Raw genomic sequence first — 22,267 nt, 5'->3', positions numbered from 1 at the left:
TTCCTCGTCAGGCAGCTTCGTTCAATCGCAGGAGCTTCGAGCCCCAGTCGCCCGATACGATCGTCGTGATCGAGGCGGGATCGATGTCGAAGCGAAAGCAGTCGCCTACCGGCAAGCCAAGCACCTTGCAGACGGCGGCCTTGATCACATCGGCGTGGCTGATCAGGGCGACACATTGGTTCTGATGCAGCTCGCGGACGCCGTTCATCAGCGAGACGATGCGCTCCTGGACATCCAGCATGGTCTCGCCGCTCGGTGTCCGGGCCTCCTGCCGCTGATCGTTCCACGCGCGCCAACTGGCATCGCCGTTCAATTCGTCGAAAGTCTTCCCCGACCAGTCGCCGAAGTCGATCTCGTCGAGTTCGGCGCGGATCGCGATTTCGCCGACACCGCAAGCGAGAGCGATCGGAACCGCCGTCTCCTGCGTGCGCTCGCGCGGGCTGCATAGAATGGCTGCAATCGTCTCACGGGCCATGCGGCCGCCAAGCTGCTCCGCTTGAGCCTTGCCGGCCTCGCCGAGACATACACCGGCCATGCGGCCCGCAAGGTACGAGCCGACATTGTCGTGCGCCGCATGGCGGATCAAAAAGAACGTCGTCGTCATTCCGCGGCATCCAGCAATGGCTCGTCCTTGCCGGCGATGAAAGCGAGCGTGCGCTGGCGCGCTTCGGCGTCGGTGAACTGTTCGGGTGGCGATTTCATGAAATAGCTGCAAGGACCCGTCAGCGCCCCGGCAATGCCGCGGTCGAGCGCGAGCTTGGCGCAGCGCACCGCATCGATCACCACGCCGGCTGAATTGGGCGAATCCCACACTTCCAACTTGAGCTCGGCATTCAGCGGCACGCCGCCGAAGGTCGTGCCTTCGACGCGGATGTAGGCCCATTTGCGGTCGGTGAGCCAAGGCACGTGGTCGCTGGGGCCGACATGGATGTTGCCCGGCTCCAGGGGAACATCGAGCTGGCTGGTTACCGATTGCGTCTTGGAGATCTTCTTCGATTCCAGCCGCTCGCGTTCGAGCATGTTGAGAAAATCGGTGTTGCCGCCGAAATTCAGCTGGTAGGTGCGATCGATGCGCACGCCGCGCTCGCGAAAGAGATTGGCCAGCAACCGGTGCACGATGGTGGCGCCGACCTGGCTCTTGATATCGTCGCCGACCAGCGGCAGCCCACGTTGCTCGAAGCGCCGGCGCCATTCCGGACGCGAGGCGATGAAAACCGGTATGCAATTGACGAAGGCACAGCCGGCCTCGAGCGCGCATTCAGCGTAGAAGTGCGTCGCCTCTTCCGAACCCACCGGCAGGTAGGAGACCAACACATCGGCTCCGCTGTCGCGCAGGATCTCGCTGACATTGGCAACCGGTTCGGGCGCTTCTTCGATTTCGTCGCGCAGATATTTGCCGATCCCGTCAAGCGTCGGCCCGCGTTCGACGAGAACGCCGGTCGTCGGCGCGTCGGCAAAGCGGAACGTGTTGTTGGGGGGAGCGTAGATCGCATCCGCGACGTCACGGCCGACCTTGCTTCTGGCGACATCGAACGCACAGACAATTTCGATGTCGTCGACGTGATAGCCACCGAGATCGGCATGCATCAGCCCCGGGATTGGTTCGTTGCTTTTGGCATGGCGATAATAGGAGAGGCCCTGCACCAGGGAGGATGCGCAATTGCCCACTCCAACGATACCAACACGAACTTTTTTCGATCCCACGAAACTGCCGCCTATGCTGTTCAAAGGTAAGTTCCTTGCGCCGAACCGCCACCGTGCCGGAATGTTCCTTGGCTTGGTCAAAAATTGCGCGAAGCAGCATGGATCGAAGCTGCGCGCGCCGCGTTGCCCGCACGGCAAGCATCGGAAATCGACCAATGATCGTCTACGGCGACCACAAGCGGACCGAGAACGCACGACAGCTTCAGAAGGCGGCGATCGAAATGGCCCAAGGCCTCGATCGCATGCCTTGCGGCATCCGGCGCCATGCCGCATTGGTCGGGCTGTTCGTCAGCGTGTCGGAACTGGTCCAGGGGCTCGCGGATGTCGACTTCAAGGCCCGGGGCGTCGACACCAATTCGCCTTCGCAACGGCAAGGCGCCAGGCTGCTGGTCGGGCTTGCGGCAGAGGTGGCGAGGTCGTGGCGAAACGGGTTCGCCGTAGACGGTGGCATCGACCTGCGACTTCTCCAAATGCTGGCCGGGCTCGATTGCAAGGCAGAGGTTTTGACCGGCTCGGCCGAGGGCTACGCGCACTATGCCCTTTATCCAGAGAGTTATCTCGGCGCGGCGCGGATATCAGGTCTCGATGCGAACACATGCGTGATCGGCATCCGCAGCATCGGCCTGGGGCTCGCGGCCATGGTGGCGGCCGCGATCGGTGCGCCGGCGCCCATCAGCGTGCGCCCGATCGGGCATCCTTTCGATCGGCGCCTCAATGCCGATCCGGGTTTGGCGGCGGCCTGGAGGAACGAGCCGTCGGCCCGTTTCGCGGTCGTCGACGAAGGTCCCGGCCTGTCGGGAAGTTCGGTCCATGCCGTCGTCGCGTGGCTGAGAAAACAGGGCATCGATACGGACCGCATTCACCTGTTCCCCAGCCATTCGGGCGATCCGGGCGCCGAAGCCTCGCCGGATGTTCGGGAGACATGGGTGCGCTGCCGCAGGCATGTGGCGATGACGTTCGAACGCACCTTCCCCGAAAGCTCGCAAAGTCCAACGCTGCGCGATTGGGTAGCCGAGGCGGTTGGCAGTCCGAAATTGCGCTTGACCGAAATATCCGGGGGCGCGTGGCGCTCCCTTCACTACGCCGACGAAAAGCGCTGGCCACCGAGCACACGCGGCACCGAACGGCGAAAGTTCCTGGCCTCCGCGGGTCAAGGTCGCTGGCTTGTCAAATTTGTCGGCCTCGGCGAAACCGGGCTGCGCAAGATGCAAGCCGCCAGGATGTTGCATCAAGCCGGATTCGGACCGCAAGTCATCGGGGTCTGCCACGGTTTTCTGGTCGAACGGTGGACCGATGGAACCACGATGGATCAGCTGCCGCTGTCCAGGCAGAGACTTGTCGCGGCGTTCACACGCTATCTGGCCTGGCGTGCGACCAATCTGCGGACCTGCGAAGCCGGCGCATCATTGCTCGCCCTCGCGGAGATGGCGGTTCACAATGCTTCCGAAGCTTTGGGCGAAAGCCAGGCGGCGAGACTGCGGACCTGGTTCTCGAAGCAGACGCCCATAGAGGTGTTGGAACGGGTCGAGATCGACGGCAGGCTTCACCCCTGGGAGTTTCTGGTCGGTTCCGATGGTACGCTGATTAAGACGGATGCAGTCGACCATTGCCGAGGACACGATCTGATCGGCTGCCAGCCGATAGAATGGGATATTGCCGGCGCCTGCGTAGAATATGACTTGTCCGAAGCCGAGGCGGCGACGTTGATCGGCGGCATGGATAGCCGCATCGACACCAGGCTCATCGATTATTTCAAACCTTGCTATTTGGCGTTTCAGCTCGGGCTGTGGAGCATGGCCGCCCAATCCGAGAATGGCTGGGAAAGAGCAAGGCTGGAGGAGACGGCAAACCGATATGAGGCAGGGCTGACACGGTTCCTGGGCCAGGCCAGGGCCGATTAGTCTGCGTCAATCCAGCCTGCGCAGCATGTCTGCTTCCTGCTCGAGAATACTGGCCACCTCCTCCCGCTGCAGATGCGTCATCATCAGGCTGACACAGCACTCCAGATAGGTGATTGAGGCTCGCCGCAAATACGCAGCCGTCTCTCGTTCCGCCATCTTGTCGATATCGGTCCGAGATCGCTTGGGGTGCATGAGGAGGTCCTCCATATGTGGTCCTCCTGTCAAACCAAAAGCTTGCCTGGATGTTCCCGCGGGAATCGATGCCAAGATGTGACCGCGGTCCGGCATCAGGCAGGGAGGTTCTGCAGCCCGCCTGACGTGGGTCTCGCCCTTGTGGAGCGTCCTGCCATTTGATCGCCGATCGAGCCGCCTTCAAGCGTGGCGAAATAGCTGATCGTCCGCGCGAGCCCCTCGGTGAGAGGCACTCTTGGCGTCCAGCCGAGCAGCGTTTTTGCGCGCGAGATGTCGGGCTGCCGGCGTCGAGGATCATCCTGCGGCAGCGGCAGGAACGTCATGTCCGATTTGGTGCCGGTCATAGCCTTCACCAATGCCGCCAGTCGCACAATGGTGAATTCGCCGGGGTTGCCCAGATTGACGGGCTTGCCCGGATTGGGATTGATATCCATAAGGCCCATCAACCCATCGATCAGATCGGAGACGTAGCAGAAGGATCGCGTCTGCATGCCGTCGCCGAAAATCGTCAGCGGGCGCTTCTCGAGCGCCTGCATGATCAGGTTCGAGACGATGCGGCCGTCCGCCGGATCCATTCTCGGCCCGTAGGTGTTGAAGATACGCGCGACACGAACGTCGGCCTTGCCGGCTCGCAGATAGTCGAAGCAAAGTGTTTCGGCGGTGCGTTTGCCTTCGTCGTAGCAGGCGCGTGGGCCGGTGCAGTTCACATGGCCGACATAATCTTCCCTCTGCGGATGTTGCTCCGGATCGCCATACACTTCACTCGTGGAGGCCTGCAGCAATCGCGCGTCGTTGCGGGCGGCGAGTTCGAGCAGGTTCAACGTTCCGATGACGCAGGTTCGCGTGGTGTGGATCGGATCGGCCTGGTAACGCGGCGGCGAGGCGGCGCAGGCCATGTTGAAAATGCGATCCACCGGCTCGCCCAGGTCCAATGGCCGGCAGATATCCTGCTCGATCAGCCGGAAACCCGGCTGGTCCATGATCGCGTTGATGTTCTCCATGCGACCGGTAAGAAAATTGTCGGCGCAGATCACACGCCAGCCATCGCGTAACAATGCTTCGCAAAGATGCGAACCGAGGAAGCCCGCGCCACCGGCGACGAGCACCGTCTTTGCCCTTTGCGCTTTTTTTGTTTGTCGCATCGCGATTTTCTCCTGTCTGCCAGTCATGCTGCACTTCCGATATCGAGATCGACGACCACCGCCCCCTTTTGCGTAAGCGCCGTGATGAATTCGCGAGCCCTGGCCACACCGGTGTGGGAGGCAAGGACGAGTTCGCGTGCCCGGTCGGCCATGGCGAGACGTGTACGAGCCGATTCCCGGGACAGGATCGCGACGACCTCGTCCGCCTTCTTGGCCGTGTGGATCGTCGATGCGGGAAAGAAGCTGTCGAGGCCTGGCCAGCGGTCGCTGATGATCGGCGTGCCGCAAGCAGCGGCTTCGAAAAGGCGCACGCTGGGCGACCATCCCGCGGCAATCATGGAACTGCGTGTGACGTTCAGGGTGTAGCGCTGACGGCTATAGAATGCGGCATGATCGGCCGGCGGCAAGTGTTCGATGCGCTCGACATTGTCGGGCCAATCGATGTCGGACGGATATTGCGAGCCGGCCACGACGAAACGCCGATCCGGCATGCGCCGTGCAGGCTCGAGCAGGAGCGCGTTGAGCGTGGCTTGCCGGTCGGCGCTGTAGGTGCCGAGATAACCGAGATCCCATCCGATCGGATCGGCGGTGCGGTGATGCCGTTCCGGATCGACCGAACAGTAGAGCGGCTCGGCGCGGCGTGCGCCGAAGGTCTGCGTCAGATCGGCAAGCATCGGGCCGCCGGCAAAAGAGAAATAGATGTCGAAGTAGGGGATCTGGCGCCAGCTCAGATAGTCGCAATCGTCCGCCGACAGCTTCGCCAGGGTCACCGGCGTGTCGATGTCGTAAAAGCAGAGTTGTCCTTTGCAAAGTGAAGCGACGGTGTCGATCACCGCGCGCCCTTCCGGTACGAAGGAGCCGATCACCACGACATCGGCCTGTTGCAGACACCGCGCGTAGTCGCGTTGCAGTTCCTGCACGGTTTCGTAGTAGCGCAAGGCGCAGAAATCCGGGTCGCGCAAATCGCGGTGATTGGCGTACCACGGCACATCGCGCTCCAGAAAAGTTACGCGATGGCCGAGTTGGTGGAGGCCTTTCAACAGACCTCGAAAAGTGGTGGCATGGCCGTTTCCCCAGGACGAGGAAAGCGACAGGCCGAGAAAGACGATGTCCAACTGCCTGGTCATTCGGCTGCCTCCACGGTCCCGTGCGTCAAATGCCGTTTGAAGACCGCATCAGCCACGGCCGCCCGCAATGCGTAGGTATGATCGGCGAGAACGCGTCGAAGTGCGGCCTGGCCGATCGCCTTTGCCCGAACGGGGGTCAGCGCCTGCATGATCTCGGCGACATCGCCGCCGTCGCGCGCCACAAGGATCTCCTCGTCGGGTTTCAGGAACAGCTCGACGCCGAGCCAGGCATCGGTGATCAGGCAAGCGCCGGCGCCGGCCGCCTCGAAGACACGCGTGGCGGGTGAAAAACCGTTCGCGGCCATGCTGTCGCGGCTGATGTTCAGCACCGCCTTCGGCGTGACATTGAAGGCGTTGTGATCGCGGGTGCCGACATGGCCGAGCCAGCCGACATTGGCGGGGAGCGGCTTGTCGCCCCACCCAGATCCGCCGAGAAGAAAACGTTGTTCCGGCAGCTGGCTCGCAGGATCGAGGAAGAACGATCCGACCCGCGCTTCACGATCCGGCAGCCTGTTTCCGAGGAACGCCAGGTCGCAGGCAAAACGCGCATTGCTGGCGACCGGGTGGTGCGTTTCGGGATCGAGCGCATTGTAGATTGGCACGCACTCGTTCGCGCCCATGGCACGATAGGCCCAGACCACGGGATCGCCGCCGCCATAGGTCAGCACAAGGTCGATTTCTTGCAGCGCACGATGCAGCGGGTGGTCCGGCTCGTCGCGCAGCTGGGCGAGTGTGGCCGGCGCGTCGACGTCCCAGAATACAATGAGCGCATCGCTGCGGGCGTGGTCGAGCACGGCGCGAAGCAGCGCCTCGTCCTCGAAGCCGACGCCACTCGCCTTGACGACGATATCGGCCTCGGCGGCACGCGCCGCCACCTGCATCAGGGCATGGTGGGTTGCCTCGTAGACGACGACAGAGCACCAGTCCGGCGCCTCGATGTCGCGGTTCTTCTGCCGGTCATAGACGTCAGGCTCATAGAAGGTGATTTCGTAGCCCAGTTGCGAAAGCGCCTTCAGCAATCCTCGGTAATAGGTCGCGGCGCCGTTCCAGTAGGACGACAAAAGGCTCGATCCATAGAATGCGATCTTCATGCTGCGGCTTCCTTTGCGGCGGTCAGCTCGGCGGTGTGCAGGGTCGTGCATTGCCAGAGCACGTCGAACAACTCGTCGACGCGGTGACGACAGGTGTGCCGCGAGCGGATGGTCTCAAGACCCGAGGTCACCAGGGAGGCCGCAAAATCGGGATCGGCCAACACCGCCTGGAGGTGTTGCCGCATTTGCGATCCATCCTCGGCAAACAGGAAGTCGACCCCGGGCCTGAAAAGCTGCTCGACATCGGACCAAGGCGCTGAAATCAGCGGGATGCCGCAGGCAAGTGCCTCGAACATGCGGATTGTCGGAATTCCGGGCAAGCCTTCACGATAAGGACGCCGCGGGATGTGCACGGTGACACGATGCGCGGCGAACGCCTTCGGGACGTCGGCATTGGCGATCCACCCTTCGTAGCGCAGACCGGCGGCGGCCAGATCGGCAAGTGCCGGCTCGGGATAGCGGACACCGTGAACAGTGGCCTGGAGACCGAGATCTCGCACTGGTTCGATCAGGAACTCCTGGATTTCGGCCGTCCGCTCATCGTCGCCCCAGTTTCCGATCCAGACCAGGTCGGACGTCGCGCGGATTTCCGGGTGCGGCTTGAACAGCCGATCGTCCGCCGCTTCATGCCAGGTGAAGACACGCTTGCCCCAACCGGCGCGCAGATAGCTCTCGCGCAGCGCTTCGCCGAAGGCGAGAACGCCATCATAATGTTCAAGGCGGAGCGCCGAGATTGCCTCGGTGGCCGACACGGCGCGGTGATGAGTATCGTGAAACAGCAAGGTGAATTTGCCGCTATCGGCCCGGGCACGGCCGATGCGAGCGACAAGCTCCGGGTCGGTCCATTCGTGGACGATCACCACGTCGGCCTCGGCGATCCAGGCTTCATGGTCGAACCCGGCATCATAGGTCACCGGCATCAGTTCGGGAAAATCCTTGCGAAAACGTTCGATCGCGAAGGATCCCTTCTCGGCCAGCAGGTTCGATCGGCTCCAGCCGTCCGCCGGCTCCAGAGCGATGGCCTGATGCCGGCGCGCCACCAGTTCGCGCATGACGCCTCGAAGGAAATGGGCATTGCCGTGGTTCCAGTCGGAGACGAGCGAGTGGGTGTAGAACAAAAAGCGCATCATCAGCGCTCCGCCACGGCCAGCGCCGCCTTTTCGTAGACATCGCGCATGGCCGCTGCCTGTCTCGCCAGCGTGTACCCGCGGCTTCGGCGGAGGGCGGCGTGGCCGAGCTCTCGCCTATGCCCGGCATCGCTGGAAAGACGATTGATGCAGGCAGCGAGATCATGCGGGTCGCGACCGTCAAAGAACATCGCGGCCCCGTCCCATAACTCGCGATAGGTCGGGATGTCCGAGAGCACCAGGGGCGTTGCCGACATGGCCGCTTCCAGAGCCGCCAGACCGAACGGTTCGTAGAGCGACGGGGACACGAAAATACCGGCGCGGGCCATCAGGGAGCGCACCTCGCCATGCGGCAGTGCTCCGAGAGGAACGGCATGGTTGACGATGGCGCGCTCGCCGTTCGGGCCGTGAAGCGAACCGGCTGTAAAGAGAGGCCATCGCGTCAACGAGGCGGCCTGGTCGACCACCACCACATTCTTTCCCTCGTCCCACCAGCGGGCGGCGGCGAAGACGAGCGGCTGGCGGGTTTCCGCTGTCGGGACCGGGCGTGCGGCATTTCCGACGACGTGAAGGCGTGCGATCGGGCCATAGCAGGTCTCGAGCATCTCGGCATGGCTGCGGCTTGGGGCGATGACTGCGTCGGCCCTGTCGAAGCCGCGCCTGTTGCGCTCTTTCTGCCAGCTCCATGCGCTATCCAACGCCTGTCCCTTGACGGAATGGAACCATGTCGTCACGCATGAATGCGAGACGGCTATGACTGGGCAAGGCGCGTCCAACCCCACGGCCTGCGTCGGTCCGTTGAGATGGACAAGGTCGATGGCGTAGTCGCGTATCGGCGCACGCAATTCCAGCGGCAGACGGTCGAGGTCGCCGGCGCTGCGGGTCATCCAATCCAGTGGCGTATTCAGCCAGATGAGCGTCGCGAAGGACCGTGCCTCTTCGGCCTGTTGCCTGGATGGTTGCGGCCCCAGGCCGGCGAACACAACGCTGTCGCCGCCATTGACCAGTTCCCGGGCGAGATCAAGCGCATAGCGCCATACTCCGCCCATGGCGTCGACGGTCATCAGGATGCGGCGCTTGCGTGGCGTCAGTGTCCGCAACATGCCGCCTCCAGTTCCGCCAGCGGGCGCGGGCGCTTTTCCTGGATGTCGCTGAACTTCTGGAACGATGCGAGATAATGATCATGGGCGCGCTCCCAGGCGAGGTCGTCGGGTTCGCCCCAAAGCTCGCGATAGCTGGGCGAACTCGGATATGGATACAGCGGCACGGGTTCATTGGCCCACACGCCATTGTCGATCAGGTGGGCTCGCCAGTGATCGACAAGGGCAGGATCGTCCTCGACGACGCCGATCAGATTGGCCTGGACGAAGGGAACGTGGCGTCTGGCCTTGACCAGCAGCGCGGCAAGCTCCTCGGTGCCCAGCCGGCAGCGCTTCGCCAGCATGGCCCGCCCTTCCACCGTCAGGCTTTCGAGGCCGGCTTCGATGGACACGCAGCCAGCCGCCCCCAGCAGTTCCAGCAGCTCGGGTTTCCACAGATCGATGCGGGTCTGGACGCCGAATTTCACATCGCGGCCGACCAACGCCTCCAGCAACGCTTTTTGGGGCAGGAAGATTTCGTCGATGAAGTAGATGTAGCCGACACCTTGGGCGATCAGCCCATCGATTTCAGTCACCACCGCTTCGTGGTTGCGGCGGCGATAGGCATCGCGGAAATCGATCTTGGCGCAGAAGCTGCAATTGTAGGGACAGCCGCGCGACGCCTCGACCTCGGCGCCGAATCCAAGCTGTTGGTCATCGAACCGGTGATGGTGGTGTGAATGGGCGGCAATCCAGTCGGATGGCCATTCCAGCGGCGGGTGATCGACAAACGAACTGGAATGGACGCCGCCGTTCGAAACCAGCTTGGCATCCCGCAGATAGGCGGTTGAGGGTACCGCGCTCCAATCGTCGCGTCGTGCAAGTTCCGCGACGACTTCCTCGCATTCGCCGCGCACGACAATGTCGACGCCCAGCTTGCGCAAGGTCGGCGCCGGTGTCGCCGAACCATGTGGCCCGACCGCGACCGTGCGTCCGCCACGCCCGGCCAGGCGATTGAGGAAATCGGCCGGCACCCGCAATTCCGGCGGTGCGCAGCGCCAGAACAGATAGGTCGGCGCGGTGCTGACGACCGTCATTGCCGGCGCGAAATCAACCACGCGTTCGCAGAGCCCGGAATTGTCGAGCTTCTGCAATTGCCCGTCCAGCATCAGCACCTCATGGCCGGCCGCCTCGATCAGGGCTTTCGAATAGCCGAGTTCCAGCGGCAGATGCGGTTGGCGGCAGCCGAAATAGATGCTGTTGTCATATGTCCAGGACGGGTTGACGAGGGCTATTCTCATGCGACGTACCTCACGGCTTCGGGGCGGGGCTCGAGCCGGTGGCGCTGCAGCCAGTCGGCGAGATCGCGAATGCCCTCACGCCACGCAACCTGCGCCTTCCAGCCAAGCGCCGTCTCGATCTTGCGGGTATCGGCGACGAAGAAGGGCTGGTCGCCGGTCCGTTCCCCATCGTGGCGGACCGAGAGCTCGCGACCGGTCAGGCTGCGGATCTCGCTCAACAGCATACGCAGGCTGAGCGCGTTTTCAGGTCCGCCGCCAAGATTGAATGCCTGGCCCTTGGTGATCTCGATATGGTCCAGCACGGCCCTGTAGGCGGCGACCGCATCGGAGACGTGCAGGATGTCGCGCACCTGCCTGCCGTCGCCATAGATGGTGATTTCCCGTCCCGTCAGGGCGCTGAGCAGGAAGTGCGCTACCCAACCCTGGTCCTCGGTTCCAAACTGGCGCGGTCCGTAGATGCAGCTCATCCGCAGCACCGCCGTGGGCATGCCGTAGGATTTGGCGTAGTCGAGCACATATTGGTCCGCCGCGCCCTTGGAGCAGCCGTAGGGTGTGCAGAAATCGAGGCCGCGAGCCTCGTCGATCCCGCCGGCCTGGATCGCGCTATCGCAAGGTATGTAGCGGTCGTCGTCCGCGCGAACCGCGACGTCGGGGAGGCTGCCGTAAACCTTGTTGGTGCTGGCGAAAATCACCGGGATGCGCTCGCCGCTCAGCCGCGCCGCTTCCAGCACGTTGAACGTTCCGCGAAGATTGATGTCGAAATCCTCGTCCGGCCGGACTAGGCTCGTGGTGACGGCCGTCTGCGCGGCCAGATGGAAAATCGCCTTGCATCTCATCAGGGCCGGCGCCAAGGCATTGGCGTCCCGCACATCGATGGTCTCGACCGTAAGGCGGCCACCGTGTTTCTGGGCAAGCCATTGCAGGTTCTGTTCGACGCCGGGACGGCTGAGATTGTCGACCACCAGCACCGGCTCGCCATCCGACAACAGGCTGTCGGCCAGATTTGATCCTATGAAGCCGCTGCCGCCGACGATGGCGACTGGCGCTTCGCGTCGGTTGCGTGCGCCCGGGCTCATGACACCAACCCGCGCTCTTCGAGTTCGCGCTTCATTTCGGCGCCGCGATCGACGGCGGCCGTGTTGCGCACCCAGGAAACGAAATCCCCGAGAGAGTTCTCCAATTGCAGGGCGGGTTCGAAGCCGAGCAGCTCACGTGCCTTGGAGATATCGGCGAAGCAGTTGCGAATGTCGCCGGAGCGCGCCTTGCCGAGCAGCTCGGGCGAACGGTTCGGGGTTCCCATGGCTTCCGCCAGCAATCGCGCGACTTCGCTGATCGCATAGGCGCGGCCGCTGCCGATGTTGATGACGTGGCCCTTTGCCTGACGTTGCTGCAGCGCAAGGCGAAAGGCGCGGGCGACGTCATGCACATGAACGAAATCGCGCTTCTGTTCGCCATCCTCGAAGATCATCGGCCGCTGGCCATTGGCGAGACGTGAAGCGAAATTGGCCAGCACGCCGGTGTAGGGATTTGATAGCGCCTGGCCGGCACCGAAGACATTGAACAGGCGCAACGCGACCGCATCGATGTTGTACGCTTCGCCAAAGATCAGCACGGCGCGTTCCTGGGCGTATTTCGTCAGCGCGTAGATCGAGGCGAGGTCGACCGGCTTTTCTTCATCCGTCGGCAGCGGCGAAAGGGGTTCGCCTTCCGGCGACAGCGGATTCCACTGTCCGCTTTTGATGTCGCTTGACTTGCGCCTTGCATTGTCGATGCGCCGGCCGTCGGGCGTGGCATAGAGGCCCTCGCCATAGACGCTCATCGAGGAGGCGACGACGATCCGTTCGACCGGATGCTTGATCAGCGCTTCAAGCAATGTCGCCGTGCCGAGATCGTTGGTGCCGACATAGCGCGCGATCTCGTACATTGATTGTCCGACGCCGACTTCCGATGCCAGATGAATGACGGCGTCGACGCCTTCCAGCGCCTCGGCAACGGCTTCGCGGTCGCGAATGTCGCCCTTGATCAGTTCGGCACCTGCGGGAAGCGCGACCGCTTCACCCGCATGCACCTGCTCCAGCAGGGCGTCGAGAATGCGAACTGAATAATCCTTAGCGATGAGTTCTTGTGTGACGTGGCGGCCGATGAAGCCGCAGCCTCCTGTAACCAATATGCGTTTCACGACGACTCCTCGGACAAGTGACCTCGGCGCCCCGAACTTTTCGGCAAAAGGTTTGTTCCCTGTGCTTCAACAAAGTTCCCTTCGCGGGCTTCGCCTGAAAGCAAGCGCAACACCATCGGCCCGCGATGCGGGAACATTGCCGCCGGTATGCTGTTAGGGCGCTCGACAGCCGCCGTGACGCCGAAAGGCGAAGCCGATGATCAAGGGAGATTTCAATGTCGCAGTCCCAGACGACCACCAATCACGACGAAATTCGCAAATGGGCCGAGGAGCGGCAGGGCCGGCCGGCGGTGGTCCGCACCAAGGGCGAGGGCGGCATCCTGCGGATCGACTTTGGCGAGCCCGAGGAAGCATTCGACCCCATCGATTGGGACGAGTTCTTCCGGATATTCGACGAGAACGATCTGGCCTTCCTTTATCAGGCCAAGACCAGCGACGGAAAATCCAGCCGTTTCAACAAATTCGTCGAGCGCGATCGCAAAGGTTAAGAAGGCCTGGCGGCCGATGCAGCGGGCCCCAGAAAATCTCGAAAGTCGCTGGAACAATCGACTGCCCTATTGCTTCGGGCGCTGATCCAGAAAGGTGATCCAGCAGCCCCCAAGGGAAGCGCCTTGGCCTCGGCCCAGGAGAATTCAATGCATCAGCTTTGCGCCGCGGGCTTTGGCCACTTCTCGCATGACGTCGTTGAGCCAGTTTTCGGTGGACTGGCCAAGCTGCCGGTGGTCGACGTCCCGGATCGCTTGCTCGAGTGTCCTCTCGACCAGCCGGTCCGATGCGTTGACGTCTCCCAGCAGAAGACGCGCCGCGAGGCGCAGTTTGGGCAAAAGGGTGAAAACGTCGTCTGGCGGGGAGGGCACGGAGATGTCCGCTTGTTCGGACGCCTGCGGCGGAAAAAGGGCATTGAACACAGCCTTGCTGCCCGAGGATTTCCGCAAATTGCTGGCGTAACGGAGATGCTCGGGGATGGCGATGTCGTTGTCGCCGCTGAAGAATACGAAGGGGATACCGCGGCGCATCAACTTGTCGGCGATCGGAAACACACGTCGGCCGTTGAGATTGACGTCCAGGATTGCAGCTTCGGCTTGATCGGTATGTTCAGACGCCTGCTCGACGGTAGCGGCGGGCCCGAGAATGATAGCACCCATGTTGCTGAAAAACCTCGCAAGATCTCCAGCCATCGACCATTCGTCTTCGACAATCAGAAGATGCAACCCCCGCAGATCGCGCACGTCGTCATCCTTTCTTCGAACGGAGTTTAGGATGCAAAGAAGGCACTTCCACTTTCCTGTCATCCAGCGCCGCTTGCAACCGTTTCGCAAGCACCAGCATGCGATCCGGGATGGGCCCATCGAGACCTTCGATTAATTCAGGCGCCCCCGGCACCATTGGCGCCAGGAGTTTCAGGCCAGCAGAGCGTTTTGTCATTGAACCACCATGGATATCGGGTTCAACGTCATCCTTGCTGACTTGTTCCATCCTCCCTGCGCGCTATATGGTTGTGTCCTGTCCGATCCGACGTTGAGAGGCTTCATGTCGGTCGGGCGAAAGGGGGACAAGCCGTGACAGCCCGATCAATCAAGTTCCCCATCGTCGGCATCGGTGCGTCCGCTGGTGGCATTCCCGCAATGGAAGGGCTTTTCAAGGGCATCACCGACCGGCCCGGCATGGCGTTCGTGATCATCACGCACCTCAGTCCCAAGCGCAACAGCCTGCTGCACGAGGTCATCGACCGCTACACCGCCATGCCTGTCGTGGTGGTCGAGGACGGCGTGGCCGTCGAACCCGACCACGTCTATGTGATGCCGGAAAACGTCACTCTGGTCATCGAGAATGGCGTGCTGCACCTGCGGCGCCCCAATGGGCTTACCCAGGAGCGCAAACCTGTCGATATCTTCTTCAGCGCACTGGCCGACGACCAGGGCGAATACTCGGTCGGCGTGATTCTGTCGGGCGGTGATTCCGATGGCACCCTGGGCGTGAAGGCGATCAAGGAGCGGGGCGGGCTCACCGTCGCGCAAGCGCCGGACGGCTACGGTCCGCGCAACCCCGACATGCCGCAGAGCGCCATTGCCAGCGGGCTCATCGATGTTGCCGTGCCCGCCGAGGAGATTGGGGCGAAGCTCGAGGCTTACGCCAGGGGCTTCGACACGCTGGACGGGCTGAAGAACGAAGAGGACGACCATGCGGCCGACATAGATAAGGTCCGCGAACAGATATACGGCATTTTGCGCAGCCACTCCGGCCACGACTTTTCAGGCTATAAAACCAAGACATTCCTGCGCCGCATCAAGCGGCGCATGCAGATCGCCCAGATACAGTCCATCAATGGCTATATCGACTGGCTGAAGAAGGACCCTCGCGAGGTGATGAACCTGTTTCGCGATCTGCTGATCAATGTCACCAACTTCTTCCGCGATCCCGATGCCTTCGAATTGCTGGAGCAAAAGATCATCCCGCGGCTGTTCGAGGGCAAGACCGCGACCGATACGGTCAGGGTCTGGGTTCCCGGCTGCGCCACCGGCGAGGAGGTGTTCTCCATCGGCATCCTGCTGCGTGAACACATGGAAACGCTTTCAGCCGTTCCGCGCGTCCAGATATTCGCCACCGACATAGACGAGCCGGCCCTGGCCGTGGCGCGCGCCGCACGCTATCCCGAGGCCTTGATGCAGGGTCTTTCCCCGGAGCGCAAACAGCGGTTTTTCAACGGCGATGGCGAAAGCTACGTCATCAGCAACGAGATCCGGGAACTGTGCATCTTCTCGCCGCACAGCGTCATCCGCGATCCGCCCTTCTCGCGCATGGATCTGGTTTCGTGCCGCAATCTGCTGATCTATTTCGGCCCAGCCATTCAAAGCCGCGTTCTTCCTGTCTTCCACTATTCGCTGAAGCCGGGTGGCTATCTTTTCCTCGGCACGTCCGAAAGCGTCGGGCAGCACGAAAATCTGTTCGCCACCGTCGACAAGAAACATCGCCTCTTCCAAGCACGGGAGCATGCCTCGCCACATATCAGGCTGCCGGCGCTGATCGGGGATGTCCATTCCGGCGTCTTTCCCGCCGAAACCGCCGGCTTAAAGAAGGGCACGGTCGGCTATCCGCTGCGCCAGGCTGTCGAGGCGCAGGTGCTGGAGCGGTTCGCGCCGCCGCATGTCCTCGTCAACGCCGAAGGCGACGTCGTCTACTATTCGGCGAGGACCGGAAGATACCTCGAAGCGCCGCAAGGCATCCCCAGCCGGCAGTTGCTGACGATGGCGCGCCGCGGGCTTCGCCTGGACCTGCGCGCCGCATTGAGGGAGGCGACGACGACACGCCGCACTGTTGTGCGGGACAATCTCGCCGTCGAGGAAGACGACGAACGCGTCCAACCGATCAGGCTGACCATCGAACCCCTGGCCGAGAGGGGCAATGGTGAGCCGCTTTACCTTGTCCTCTTCGAGCCGTCGGGCCCGACCCAGGCCCGATCCGATGAGGACGGGGGCGGCCGTGACAGCGACAGCACCGCCGATCTTGAGCGGGAACTGCGCGACACAAGAGAGCGCCTTCAATCCACCATAGAGGAATACGAGACGGCCCTCGAAGAGGTGAAATCGTCGAACGAGGAACTCGTCTCCGTCAACGAAGAGGCGCAATCCACCAACGAGGAACTTGAAGCGTCCAAGGAAGAGATGCAGTCGCTCAACGAAGAGCTCAACACGATCAACGCGGAGTTGACCAGCAAGATAGAAGAGCTCGATCACGCCAACAGCGATCTGCGCAATCTGTTCGAAAGCACCGACATCGCGACCATTTTTCTCGACCGCAGTCTTGTGGTGCGGACCTTCACGCCGGCGGCCTCATCCTTCTTCAGTCTGCGCCCCTCCGACGTCGGCCGACCGCTGACGGATCTGTCGAGCCAACTCGATTATCCCGAGTTGAAGCAGCACATCGACAAGGTGTTCGAGACAGGCGAGACCCTGAACCACCATCTTGCGCGCGATTCCAGGGGCCTGTTTCACATGGTCCGCATCAATCCCTATCGGGACAAGGGCAACAGGATACAGGGCGTCGTGGTGACACTGGTCGACGTCACCACCCTGGCGCGGGCGGAAGAGCATCAGCAGGTGCTCATCTCGGAGCTCAACCATCGCGTCAAGAACATGCTGGCGGTGATCGCCAGCATCGCCAACCGGACGCGGGACAGTTCGGATACGAAAGAAGAGTTCGCGGAGGCCTTGATCGGCCGGTTGCATGCCATGTCCCGGGCCTACGGACTGCTGACCCGCGAGAGGTGGAAAGAAGCTTCGGTCAAGGAACTGCTCCACCAGGAACTCGAGCCGTTCGGCATCGAACGGATCGAACTCGATGGCGACGACGTTAGACTCGGCCCGCAACAGGGGCTTTCCCTCAGTATGGCCATCCATGAACTGGCAACCAACGCGGCCAAGTATGGCGCCCTGTCCAAGCCTCGAGGCAGGATTGGTGTCAGATGGGCGATGGACGGCGATAATTTCACGCTTGGCTGGCGCGAAAAGGACGGCCCTCCGGTCAAGGAGCCGTTGAACAACGGCTTTGGCCTGAACCTGTTGAAGGGGGAAATCGGCTACAGGCTCGGGGGCCAGGTCGACACCTCCTTCCACAAGGAAGGTCTTGAGGTCCAGATCGCTTTTTCGGCAAACCACAAGGACGCGCCGTGAGCGACAGACCGCGCGTTCTGGTGGTTGAGGACGAGTGGCTGATCGCGGAGGACGTCGCGTCTGATCTGCGTGCGGCGGGCTATCCCGTGGTCGGGCCTGTTTCGTCCGTTGCCGCAGCACTTCGGCTGGTCGAGGCCGATAAGGTCGACATGGCGTTGCTGGACGTTCAACTGAACGCCGAAACGAGCCTGCCGATCGCGGAGATATTGCTGACTCGCGGCACTCCTTTCGCTTTCGTAACGGGATATGGGCGGGGCGATCTTCCCGCCCGGTTCCGAAACTGCAAATTCGTGGCAAAACCCGCAAGCGAAGCGGCCATCCTCACTGCCGTGGCCGACCTGGCATCGCTTCGCGCCAAGAAACCGTGATCCAAAGAGCTAGCCTGTCGCGATCAATCCAGCGGCTTGTCGGTGGGCCGGGGCGTGGTGCTCGCCTGGCGTGGCCGACCGGCATTTCGGTTGGCGACCGGATTGTCCAATGGAACGCTTGACGGGCGCGACGCGCCCGCGGTCTTTGGCGTCAGCGGTTTTGCACCGGCATCCGTGTCGCTGGCATCCCTCCTTGGGTGCGGCAGGCCCTCGGCGTTGGGTGACCGGACGGCGGGTTTCGAGGCAGAATCTTCCTTGGCCATGATGGTTCCTTTCCTTGCACGAAACGATTTCAATCATCGGCACGATTGAAAGTTCCGCGACCGCGACGGCGCCATGAAGGGGAAGGCACGAGCGAAGACGAAACGGTTCTCGTGCCGATGAACGGCTCACCCATGCGGCCGCATGACCACCTTGATGCAGCCGTCCTGCTTGTCGCGAAACGTCTTGTAGAGATCGGGCCCGGCTTCAAGGCCGGCCCTGTGCGTGATCACGAAGGACGGGTCGATCTCGCCGGTCTGGACCTTGGCCAAAAGCGGTTCGAGATACCGCTGCGTGTGGGTCTGGCCCATACGGAACGTCAGGCCCTTGTTCATCGCGGCGCCAAAGGGGATATGATCGACGAGGCCGATATACACGCCGGGGATCGAAATGGTGCCGCCCTTGCGGCAACAGTAGATTGCTTCGCGCAGCACATGTGGCCTGTCGGTGCCGAGGAAGGCAGCCGCCTTGACCTTGTCGAGCATGGAGTCTGCACTGGCGCCGGCATCGGCTTCGGTACCCACGCAATCGATGCAGCGATCCGGCCCTCGGCCATCGGTCATCGCCATCAGGGCGTCGTAGATATTTGAATTGCTGAAATCGAGTGTCTCGGCCTTGCCATGTTCGCGAGCCATGGCCAGTCGTTCCGGAACCTTGTCGATCGCGATGACGCGACCGGCGCCGAGCATCCATGCGCTCTGGATGGCGAACTGGCCGACCGGACCGCAGCCCCAGATCGCGACCGTGTCGCCGGGCTCGATGCCGGCGTTTTCCGCTGCCATGTAGCCGGTCGGAAAGATGTCGGAAAGAAACAGCACCTGCTCGTCATCCATGCCTTCCGGCACCTTGATCGGGCCGACATCGGCGAATGGTACGCGCAGATATTCGGCCTGGCCGCCCCAATAGCCGCCAACCAGATGCGAATAGCCGAACAGGCCGGCCGGCGATTGTCCCATCACCTCGGCCGCTTGCTTGGCATTGGGATTGGACCGGTCGCAAAGCGAGAACAGCCCCTTCTGGCAAAACCAGCATTCGCCGCACGAAATGTTGAACGGCACCACGATGCGGTCGCCCTTCTTGAACTTGGAATGACCGCGGCCGACCTCCACGACCTCTCCCATGGTCTCGTGTCCAAGCACGTCGCCCGATTCCATGGTCGGCATGTAGCCGTCCATCAGATGCAGGTCCGAGCCGCAAATGGCGCAGCAGGTGACCTTGATGATGACGTCACGGTCATCCTCGATGGCCGGATCCTGCACCTGATCGCAGCGTATATCGCCTTTGCCGTGCCATGTGAGGGCTTTCATCCTGTTGCTCCTGCGTTGACTATTTTGAGGTATCGGCAAATGCAGCTTTCATTCAGCCGAAGTGGGCGCCACCGACGATTACCTTGCGATACTCGCAAAGGGTCTGCGTCCGCAGACAGGAAGAGATCAGTCCCTGGACGCTGAACCCGGCTCGGCCATTTTGCGGTGCTGTTCGGCCAGCGTACCTGCCGGAGTGATATGCGCGGCGGCGACCTGCAGCTTGTTCTTCCAGCCGCTGATCACTTGTTCCTCTCCCGCCATCATCGCCTCATAACCGGTTCTGGCGACATCTGCCGGATCGTCCTTCTCGTCGGTGCCGACCTTGGTATCCATCATTTCGGCGCGTTCGAAGAACCGCGTCTGCGTCGCCCCTGGCATCAGCACCGTGACTGTGACGCCGGTGTCCCGCATCTCATGGCGCAGCGCGATCGAGAAGGAATCGATGAACGCCTTGGTGCCGTTGTAGACGGCCTGGAAAGTGCCGGGCATGAAGCCGGCAATCGATCCGGTGAACAGAATTCGGCCACGGCCGCGGCGTGCCATCCTGGCGCCGAGCTCATGCGCAAGGTAGACCGTGCCGGTGATGTTGGTGTCGATGACCCGGCGAACCTTCTGCCAGTCCTGGTCGAGAAAGCCGTCGCCGAGGCCGCGTCCGGCGTTCAGGAACAGAAGGTCGATGTCGCGATCGCCGACCCGCGCAATGAGTTGATCGACGCCTTCGACGGATGCCAGATCTGCCTCGACGGCTTCAACGGTCACATCATGCGAAGCCAGAGCCTCGGCCGCCTGTTGGACCGCGGGCTCGTCGGCGGCTATGACCAGGTTATAGCCGTCCTTGGCGCATAGTTTGGCAAGTTCCCTCCCGATGCCGCTCGATGCGCCCGTCACCACGGCCAGCTTTGCGTTGGTCATCATGTCCTCCGAAGTTCGTTCCGGCCGAACCAGCGGGGTCCCTGATTGTTCCGCGTGGACCGGATCGAATGCCGGGCTGCCGAAGGGCCATGCCAGTCGACCCCCTTGGCGCGTTCAGGCACGAACAACGCGAAGATGACGAAGTGGAACAACTGAGGCCGATCCAGGTTCGGTGTCGTGCGGCGTCGTCGCTCCCCTTGTTTGGCGCCGCGCGATCGGGTTCCCCTCAGCCTGATCAGCCCGCGCGCTCCCCGGCCGGGAGGCGCGGGCTTTCTCATGAGCTTGGCGGTCGTGTTTCGAGTTCAGCTGGGAACAACCCACACACTCGGCAGTTCGGCGCGCAGGAGAAACGAAAATGCAATATGCCGATGAAATCGCGCTCAGGCGCGTGAAGATGCTGGTCGAACAATATGTATCCGCCAGAAGCAGGAGATATGACTTCGTCTCGACCGAGTTGGCGTGCAAGGCCATTCGTCAGCTGGTTCGCAGCCCCATCGACGATAGCGAGCTGGATCATTTGCTGGCTAAAAGTGCCGTCAAACAAGGGCTTTCCATCCGGTTCGATCGAATAGGTCCCTTGCAGGTTGCTTCACCCGAACTCATCCAGGAAAAGTCAGTATGAAAGCGATGTGGTTGATTTGGTCGGCATCGGCGTTGCTCGCCTTAGCGGCGTGCAACAACAATGCCGACCCCGTCAAATCCAAGACGGATACGATGAACAGCCAGCCGGTGAACAAGAATCCAACGACGGATACCAATCCGACACCGCAGTCCAGCACCGGCGGGGACCAGCAAGGCACGCAGCCGACACAGCCGGCATCACCGAAGCCATCTGGTGGTTAGGGTTTTGCCGTTGCTTGCCCGGGTAGTGACGCCGGCGAGAACCGTGAGACGCGCATGAGATCCAAAGCGACGCCGCGTCTGGTTTCGACATGATCGGCAACGGAAGTTTCATCACGCCCTTCAAATACGAACACCAAACTTCGCCCTTTCTTGAAGTTCCGGAGCATGCGAGGGCGCACGTCGCTGGCGCGACCCGGCCGAGCTCGATCCCTTACGTTTGCCACGCTGCTGCGGTGACGGCCGGCGCCCGGCCTCGGTGCCACCTGGCTGTGGAACTATTTTCGTCAGTGGCTGTTCGGCAGGCGAAGGGAGCCGCAGGATGGAACGACGCAACGCACTACTCTCGCTGGTGATAGCCGCTGTCATCATCGTCGGTTTCCTGATCGGCTTTCTCTACGTCGATGTGGGGTGGCGCACCTCGCCCCTGAAACGAGCGCCTGAGCAGAACCAGGGCGGCAACGCTCCGGCGGACACCTCACCGGCTGCAGGGGTCAAGAAAGATCCCAAGGAGAATACCGAGATGCCGGGGCAGCAGTGATTCACGGCTAGCCAACAGCCGCAACTTGGGCACCGACGGCGCCGTCTTTCATATCATTTCAGCTCAACGCGTTGTCTGTCATCCCACCGTACTGTTTTTGATGTTCCTTCTGCTCCTGGTCTGGTTGGTTGCTGGTTTCCCGGTCTGGCTCTGCCATCGCGCTTCGCATAGCTTGCGTGCTTCTCGGAACATCTCCGCAGGACTGACCATTATCGGCATGGAGAGCAAAGCTATGGAGCTTGGTGATGGGTATCCTTTCCGATCTGGACAAGAAGCTGACGGACAACATGTATGAACATGGCAGTGAGCTCACCGACGCGGTAGCGGACCTGCCGCGGCCGGTCGTTGAAACCGTCGACCGGCTGATGCTTTTCATTCAGCCCGAAGCGCGCGAGACAGTGAGAAATCAGGTTCTCGGCCTGGTCCACGAATACAGGATCGAGAACCCTGCAGATCCAACAGAGCAGGAGTGAATTAGCCGTTCTGGTCGATCGCGTGGGGCGCGGGCTGGCTGCCGCTATCGTT

The 22,267-nt window shown here is 62.0% G+C and carries 24 protein-coding genes; 8 read left to right on the top strand and 16 right to left on the bottom strand.

Translation table 11 applies throughout. From position 1 onward, the window contains the following. Window positions 1-7 precede the first annotated feature (7 nt). Both FJ527_RS15245 and FJ527_RS15240 read right to left on the bottom strand, forming a co-directional pair. The gene (locus tag FJ527_RS15245) at window positions 8-604 is read right to left on the bottom strand and encodes a histidine phosphatase family protein (protein WP_140617543.1); all 597 of its coding nucleotides are present in this window, start codon (window positions 602-604) and stop codon (window positions 8-10) included. Then, window positions 601-1,704, bottom strand: coding sequence for an inositol-3-phosphate synthase (locus tag FJ527_RS15240; protein WP_140793148.1), 1,104 nt, complete (start codon window positions 1,702-1,704; stop codon window positions 601-603). Before FJ527_RS15240 ends, FJ527_RS15245 begins: the two co-directional genes overlap by 4 nt. Before the next feature lie 155 nt (window positions 1,705-1,859). On the opposite strand from FJ527_RS15240, the gene FJ527_RS15235 reads away from it, so the two are divergent. Beyond that, window positions 1,860-3,605: a hypothetical protein gene (locus tag FJ527_RS15235; protein ID WP_140823497.1), complete on the top strand. Its 1,746-nt coding sequence runs from the start codon at window positions 1,860-1,862 to the stop codon at window positions 3,603-3,605. A 6-nt stretch (window positions 3,606-3,611) separates the two neighbouring features. Here FJ527_RS15235 and FJ527_RS15230 read toward each other — a convergent pair whose 3' ends face one another. The 9 genes from FJ527_RS15230 to FJ527_RS15190 form a co-directional block, all read right to left on the bottom strand. Beyond that, entirely contained in the window at window positions 3,612-3,812 is a 201-nt protein-coding gene (locus FJ527_RS15230; RefSeq protein ID WP_015319152.1) for a hypothetical protein, read from the bottom strand. Window positions 3,813-3,892: 80 nt separating this feature from the next. Next, the gene (locus FJ527_RS15225) at window positions 3,893-4,939 is read right to left on the bottom strand and encodes a UDP-glucuronic acid decarboxylase family protein (protein ID WP_140617540.1); all 1,047 of its coding nucleotides are present in this window, start codon (window positions 4,937-4,939) and stop codon (window positions 3,893-3,895) included. Window positions 4,940-4,962: 23 nt separating this feature from the next. Beyond that, a complete protein-coding gene (locus FJ527_RS15220) occupies window positions 4,963-6,066 on the bottom strand; it encodes a glycosyltransferase (RefSeq protein WP_140823496.1) in 1,104 nt (367 codons plus the stop codon). Then, window positions 6,063-7,157: a glycosyltransferase gene (locus FJ527_RS15215; protein ID WP_140724269.1), complete on the bottom strand. Its 1,095-nt coding sequence runs from the start codon at window positions 7,155-7,157 to the stop codon at window positions 6,063-6,065. The genes FJ527_RS15220 and FJ527_RS15215 overlap by 4 nt, the downstream gene beginning before the upstream one ends. Then, window positions 7,154-8,284, bottom strand: coding sequence for a glycosyltransferase (locus FJ527_RS15210; RefSeq protein WP_140823544.1), 1,131 nt, complete (start codon window positions 8,282-8,284; stop codon window positions 7,154-7,156). The genes FJ527_RS15215 and FJ527_RS15210 overlap by 4 nt, the downstream gene beginning before the upstream one ends. Window positions 8,285-8,286: 2 nt before the next feature. Next, the gene (locus FJ527_RS15205; RefSeq protein WP_140823495.1) at window positions 8,287-9,387 is read right to left on the bottom strand and encodes a glycosyltransferase family 4 protein; all 1,101 of its coding nucleotides are present in this window, start codon (window positions 9,385-9,387) and stop codon (window positions 8,287-8,289) included. Next, a complete protein-coding gene (locus FJ527_RS15200; protein WP_140823494.1) occupies window positions 9,372-10,664 on the bottom strand; it encodes a TIGR04295 family B12-binding domain-containing radical SAM protein in 1,293 nt (430 codons plus the stop codon). The genes FJ527_RS15205 and FJ527_RS15200 overlap by 16 nt, the downstream gene beginning before the upstream one ends. After that, a complete protein-coding gene (locus FJ527_RS15195) occupies window positions 10,661-11,740 on the bottom strand; it encodes an NAD-dependent epimerase/dehydratase family protein (RefSeq protein WP_140823493.1) in 1,080 nt (359 codons plus the stop codon). Before FJ527_RS15195 ends, FJ527_RS15200 begins: the two co-directional genes overlap by 4 nt. Further along, entirely contained in the window at window positions 11,737-12,843 is a 1,107-nt protein-coding gene (locus FJ527_RS15190) for an NAD-dependent epimerase/dehydratase family protein (RefSeq protein ID WP_140823492.1), read from the bottom strand. The genes FJ527_RS15195 and FJ527_RS15190 overlap by 4 nt, the downstream gene beginning before the upstream one ends. Window positions 12,844-13,058: 215 nt before the next feature. Here FJ527_RS15190 and FJ527_RS15185 point away from each other — a divergent pair, with 215 nt between their 5' ends. Further along, window positions 13,059-13,331, top strand: coding sequence for a hypothetical protein (locus FJ527_RS15185; protein WP_015319143.1), 273 nt, complete (start codon window positions 13,059-13,061; stop codon window positions 13,329-13,331). A gap of 144 nt (window positions 13,332-13,475) precedes the next feature. Here the strand turns inward: FJ527_RS15185 and FJ527_RS15180 are convergent, their stop codons facing one another. Both FJ527_RS15180 and FJ527_RS15175 read right to left on the bottom strand, forming a co-directional pair. Then, window positions 13,476-14,072, bottom strand: coding sequence for a response regulator (locus FJ527_RS15180; RefSeq protein WP_015319142.1), 597 nt, complete (start codon window positions 14,070-14,072; stop codon window positions 13,476-13,478). Window positions 14,073-14,076: 4 nt separating this feature from the next. Further along, window positions 14,077-14,319 (bottom strand): hypothetical protein, encoded by a 243-nt coding sequence (locus FJ527_RS15175; protein ID WP_140617534.1) that lies wholly within the window; start codon window positions 14,317-14,319, stop codon window positions 14,077-14,079. An 83-nt stretch (window positions 14,320-14,402) separates the two neighbouring features. Between FJ527_RS15175 and FJ527_RS15170 the strand changes: the two genes are divergently transcribed. Continuing rightward, on the top strand, window positions 14,403-17,513 hold the full coding sequence (locus FJ527_RS15170; protein ID WP_140617533.1) for a CheR family methyltransferase: 3,111 nt from the start codon (window positions 14,403-14,405) through the stop codon (window positions 17,511-17,513). Next, on the top strand, window positions 17,510-17,881 hold the full coding sequence (locus tag FJ527_RS15165) for a response regulator (RefSeq protein ID WP_015319140.1): 372 nt from the start codon (window positions 17,510-17,512) through the stop codon (window positions 17,879-17,881). The genes FJ527_RS15170 and FJ527_RS15165 overlap by 4 nt, the downstream gene beginning before the upstream one ends. 23 nt (window positions 17,882-17,904) lie before the next feature. On the opposite strand, the gene FJ527_RS29300 is transcribed toward FJ527_RS15165, so the two are convergent. The 3 genes from FJ527_RS29300 to FJ527_RS15155 form a co-directional block, all read right to left on the bottom strand. Beyond that, a complete protein-coding gene (locus FJ527_RS29300) occupies window positions 17,905-18,144 on the bottom strand; it encodes a hypothetical protein (RefSeq protein WP_015319139.1) in 240 nt (79 codons plus the stop codon). Window positions 18,145-18,270: 126 nt separating this feature from the next. Then, the gene (locus FJ527_RS15160) at window positions 18,271-19,449 is read right to left on the bottom strand and encodes a zinc-dependent alcohol dehydrogenase (protein WP_140617532.1); all 1,179 of its coding nucleotides are present in this window, start codon (window positions 19,447-19,449) and stop codon (window positions 18,271-18,273) included. Between the two features lie 126 nt (window positions 19,450-19,575). After that, entirely contained in the window at window positions 19,576-20,361 is a 786-nt protein-coding gene (locus tag FJ527_RS15155; protein ID WP_140715363.1) for an SDR family NAD(P)-dependent oxidoreductase, read from the bottom strand. 355 nt (window positions 20,362-20,716) lie between these two features. Here FJ527_RS15155 and FJ527_RS15150 point away from each other — a divergent pair, with 355 nt between their 5' ends. The 4 genes from FJ527_RS15150 (at window position 20,717) to FJ527_RS15135 (ending at window position 22,215) form a co-directional block, all read left to right on the top strand. After that, window positions 20,717-20,983, top strand: coding sequence for a hypothetical protein (locus tag FJ527_RS15150; protein WP_015319136.1), 267 nt, complete (start codon window positions 20,717-20,719; stop codon window positions 20,981-20,983). Continuing rightward, window positions 20,980-21,204, top strand: coding sequence for a hypothetical protein (locus FJ527_RS15145; RefSeq protein WP_015319135.1), 225 nt, complete (start codon window positions 20,980-20,982; stop codon window positions 21,202-21,204). The genes FJ527_RS15150 and FJ527_RS15145 overlap by 4 nt, the downstream gene beginning before the upstream one ends. Before the next feature lie 319 nt (window positions 21,205-21,523). Next, window positions 21,524-21,742 (top strand): hypothetical protein, encoded by a 219-nt coding sequence (locus tag FJ527_RS15140; protein ID WP_015319134.1) that lies wholly within the window; start codon window positions 21,524-21,526, stop codon window positions 21,740-21,742. A gap of 245 nt (window positions 21,743-21,987) precedes the next feature. Then, window positions 21,988-22,215, top strand: a complete 228-nt coding sequence (locus tag FJ527_RS15135) for a hypothetical protein (protein ID WP_015319133.1) — start codon at window positions 21,988-21,990, stop codon at window positions 22,213-22,215. Window positions 22,216-22,267 lie beyond the last annotated feature (52 nt).

The organism is Mesorhizobium sp. B2-4-18 (genome assembly GCF_006441385.1).
GTDB classification, from domain to species: Bacteria; Pseudomonadota; Alphaproteobacteria; order Rhizobiales; family Rhizobiaceae; genus Mesorhizobium; species Mesorhizobium australicum.
Note: the sequence above shows the minus strand (reverse complement) of the source record. Positions and strands in the feature narration are given on the sequence as shown.

Bases quoted from the DNA above. Each gene is read 5' to 3' on its own strand.
- FJ527_RS15245 (WP_140617543.1), bottom strand. From the start codon at position 604: ATGACGACGACGTTCTTTTTGATCCGCCATGCGGCGCACGACAATGTC.
- FJ527_RS15235 (WP_140823497.1), top strand. From the start codon at position 1,860: ATGATCGTCTACGGCGACCACAAGCGGACCGAGAACGCACGACAGCTT.
- FJ527_RS15230 (WP_015319152.1), bottom strand. From the start codon at position 3,812: ATGGAGGACCTCCTCATGCACCCCAAGCGATCTCGGACCGATATCGAC.
- FJ527_RS15225 (WP_140617540.1), bottom strand. From the start codon at position 4,939: ATGCGACAAACAAAAAAAGCGCAAAGGGCAAAGACGGTGCTCGTCGCC.
- FJ527_RS15220 (WP_140823496.1), bottom strand. From the start codon at position 6,066: ATGACCAGGCAGTTGGACATCGTCTTTCTCGGCCTGTCGCTTTCCTCG.
- FJ527_RS15215 (WP_140724269.1), bottom strand. From the start codon at position 7,157: ATGAAGATCGCATTCTATGGATCGAGCCTTTTGTCGTCCTACTGGAAC.
- FJ527_RS15210 (WP_140823544.1), bottom strand. From the start codon at position 8,284: ATGCGCTTTTTGTTCTACACCCACTCGCTCGTCTCCGACTGGAACCAC.
- FJ527_RS15205 (WP_140823495.1), bottom strand. From the start codon at position 9,387: ATGTTGCGGACACTGACGCCACGCAAGCGCCGCATCCTGATGACCGTC.
- FJ527_RS15200 (WP_140823494.1), bottom strand. From the start codon at position 10,664: ATGAGAATAGCCCTCGTCAACCCGTCCTGGACATATGACAACAGCATC.
- FJ527_RS15195 (WP_140823493.1), bottom strand. From the start codon at position 11,740: ATGAGCCCGGGCGCACGCAACCGACGCGAAGCGCCAGTCGCCATCGTC.
- FJ527_RS15185 (WP_015319143.1), top strand. From the start codon at position 13,059: ATGTCGCAGTCCCAGACGACCACCAATCACGACGAAATTCGCAAATGG.
- FJ527_RS15175 (WP_140617534.1), bottom strand. From the start codon at position 14,319: ATGGAACAAGTCAGCAAGGATGACGTTGAACCCGATATCCATGGTGGT.
- FJ527_RS29300 (WP_015319139.1), bottom strand. From the start codon at position 18,144: ATGGCCAAGGAAGATTCTGCCTCGAAACCCGCCGTCCGGTCACCCAAC.
- FJ527_RS15160 (WP_140617532.1), bottom strand. From the start codon at position 19,449: ATGAAAGCCCTCACATGGCACGGCAAAGGCGATATACGCTGCGATCAG.
- FJ527_RS15155 (WP_140715363.1), bottom strand. From the start codon at position 20,361: ATGACCAACGCAAAGCTGGCCGTGGTGACGGGCGCATCGAGCGGCATC.
- FJ527_RS15150 (WP_015319136.1), top strand. From the start codon at position 20,717: ATGCAATATGCCGATGAAATCGCGCTCAGGCGCGTGAAGATGCTGGTC.
- FJ527_RS15145 (WP_015319135.1), top strand. From the start codon at position 20,980: ATGAAAGCGATGTGGTTGATTTGGTCGGCATCGGCGTTGCTCGCCTTA.
- FJ527_RS15140 (WP_015319134.1), top strand. From the start codon at position 21,524: ATGGAACGACGCAACGCACTACTCTCGCTGGTGATAGCCGCTGTCATC.
- FJ527_RS15135 (WP_015319133.1), top strand. From the start codon at position 21,988: ATGGGTATCCTTTCCGATCTGGACAAGAAGCTGACGGACAACATGTAT.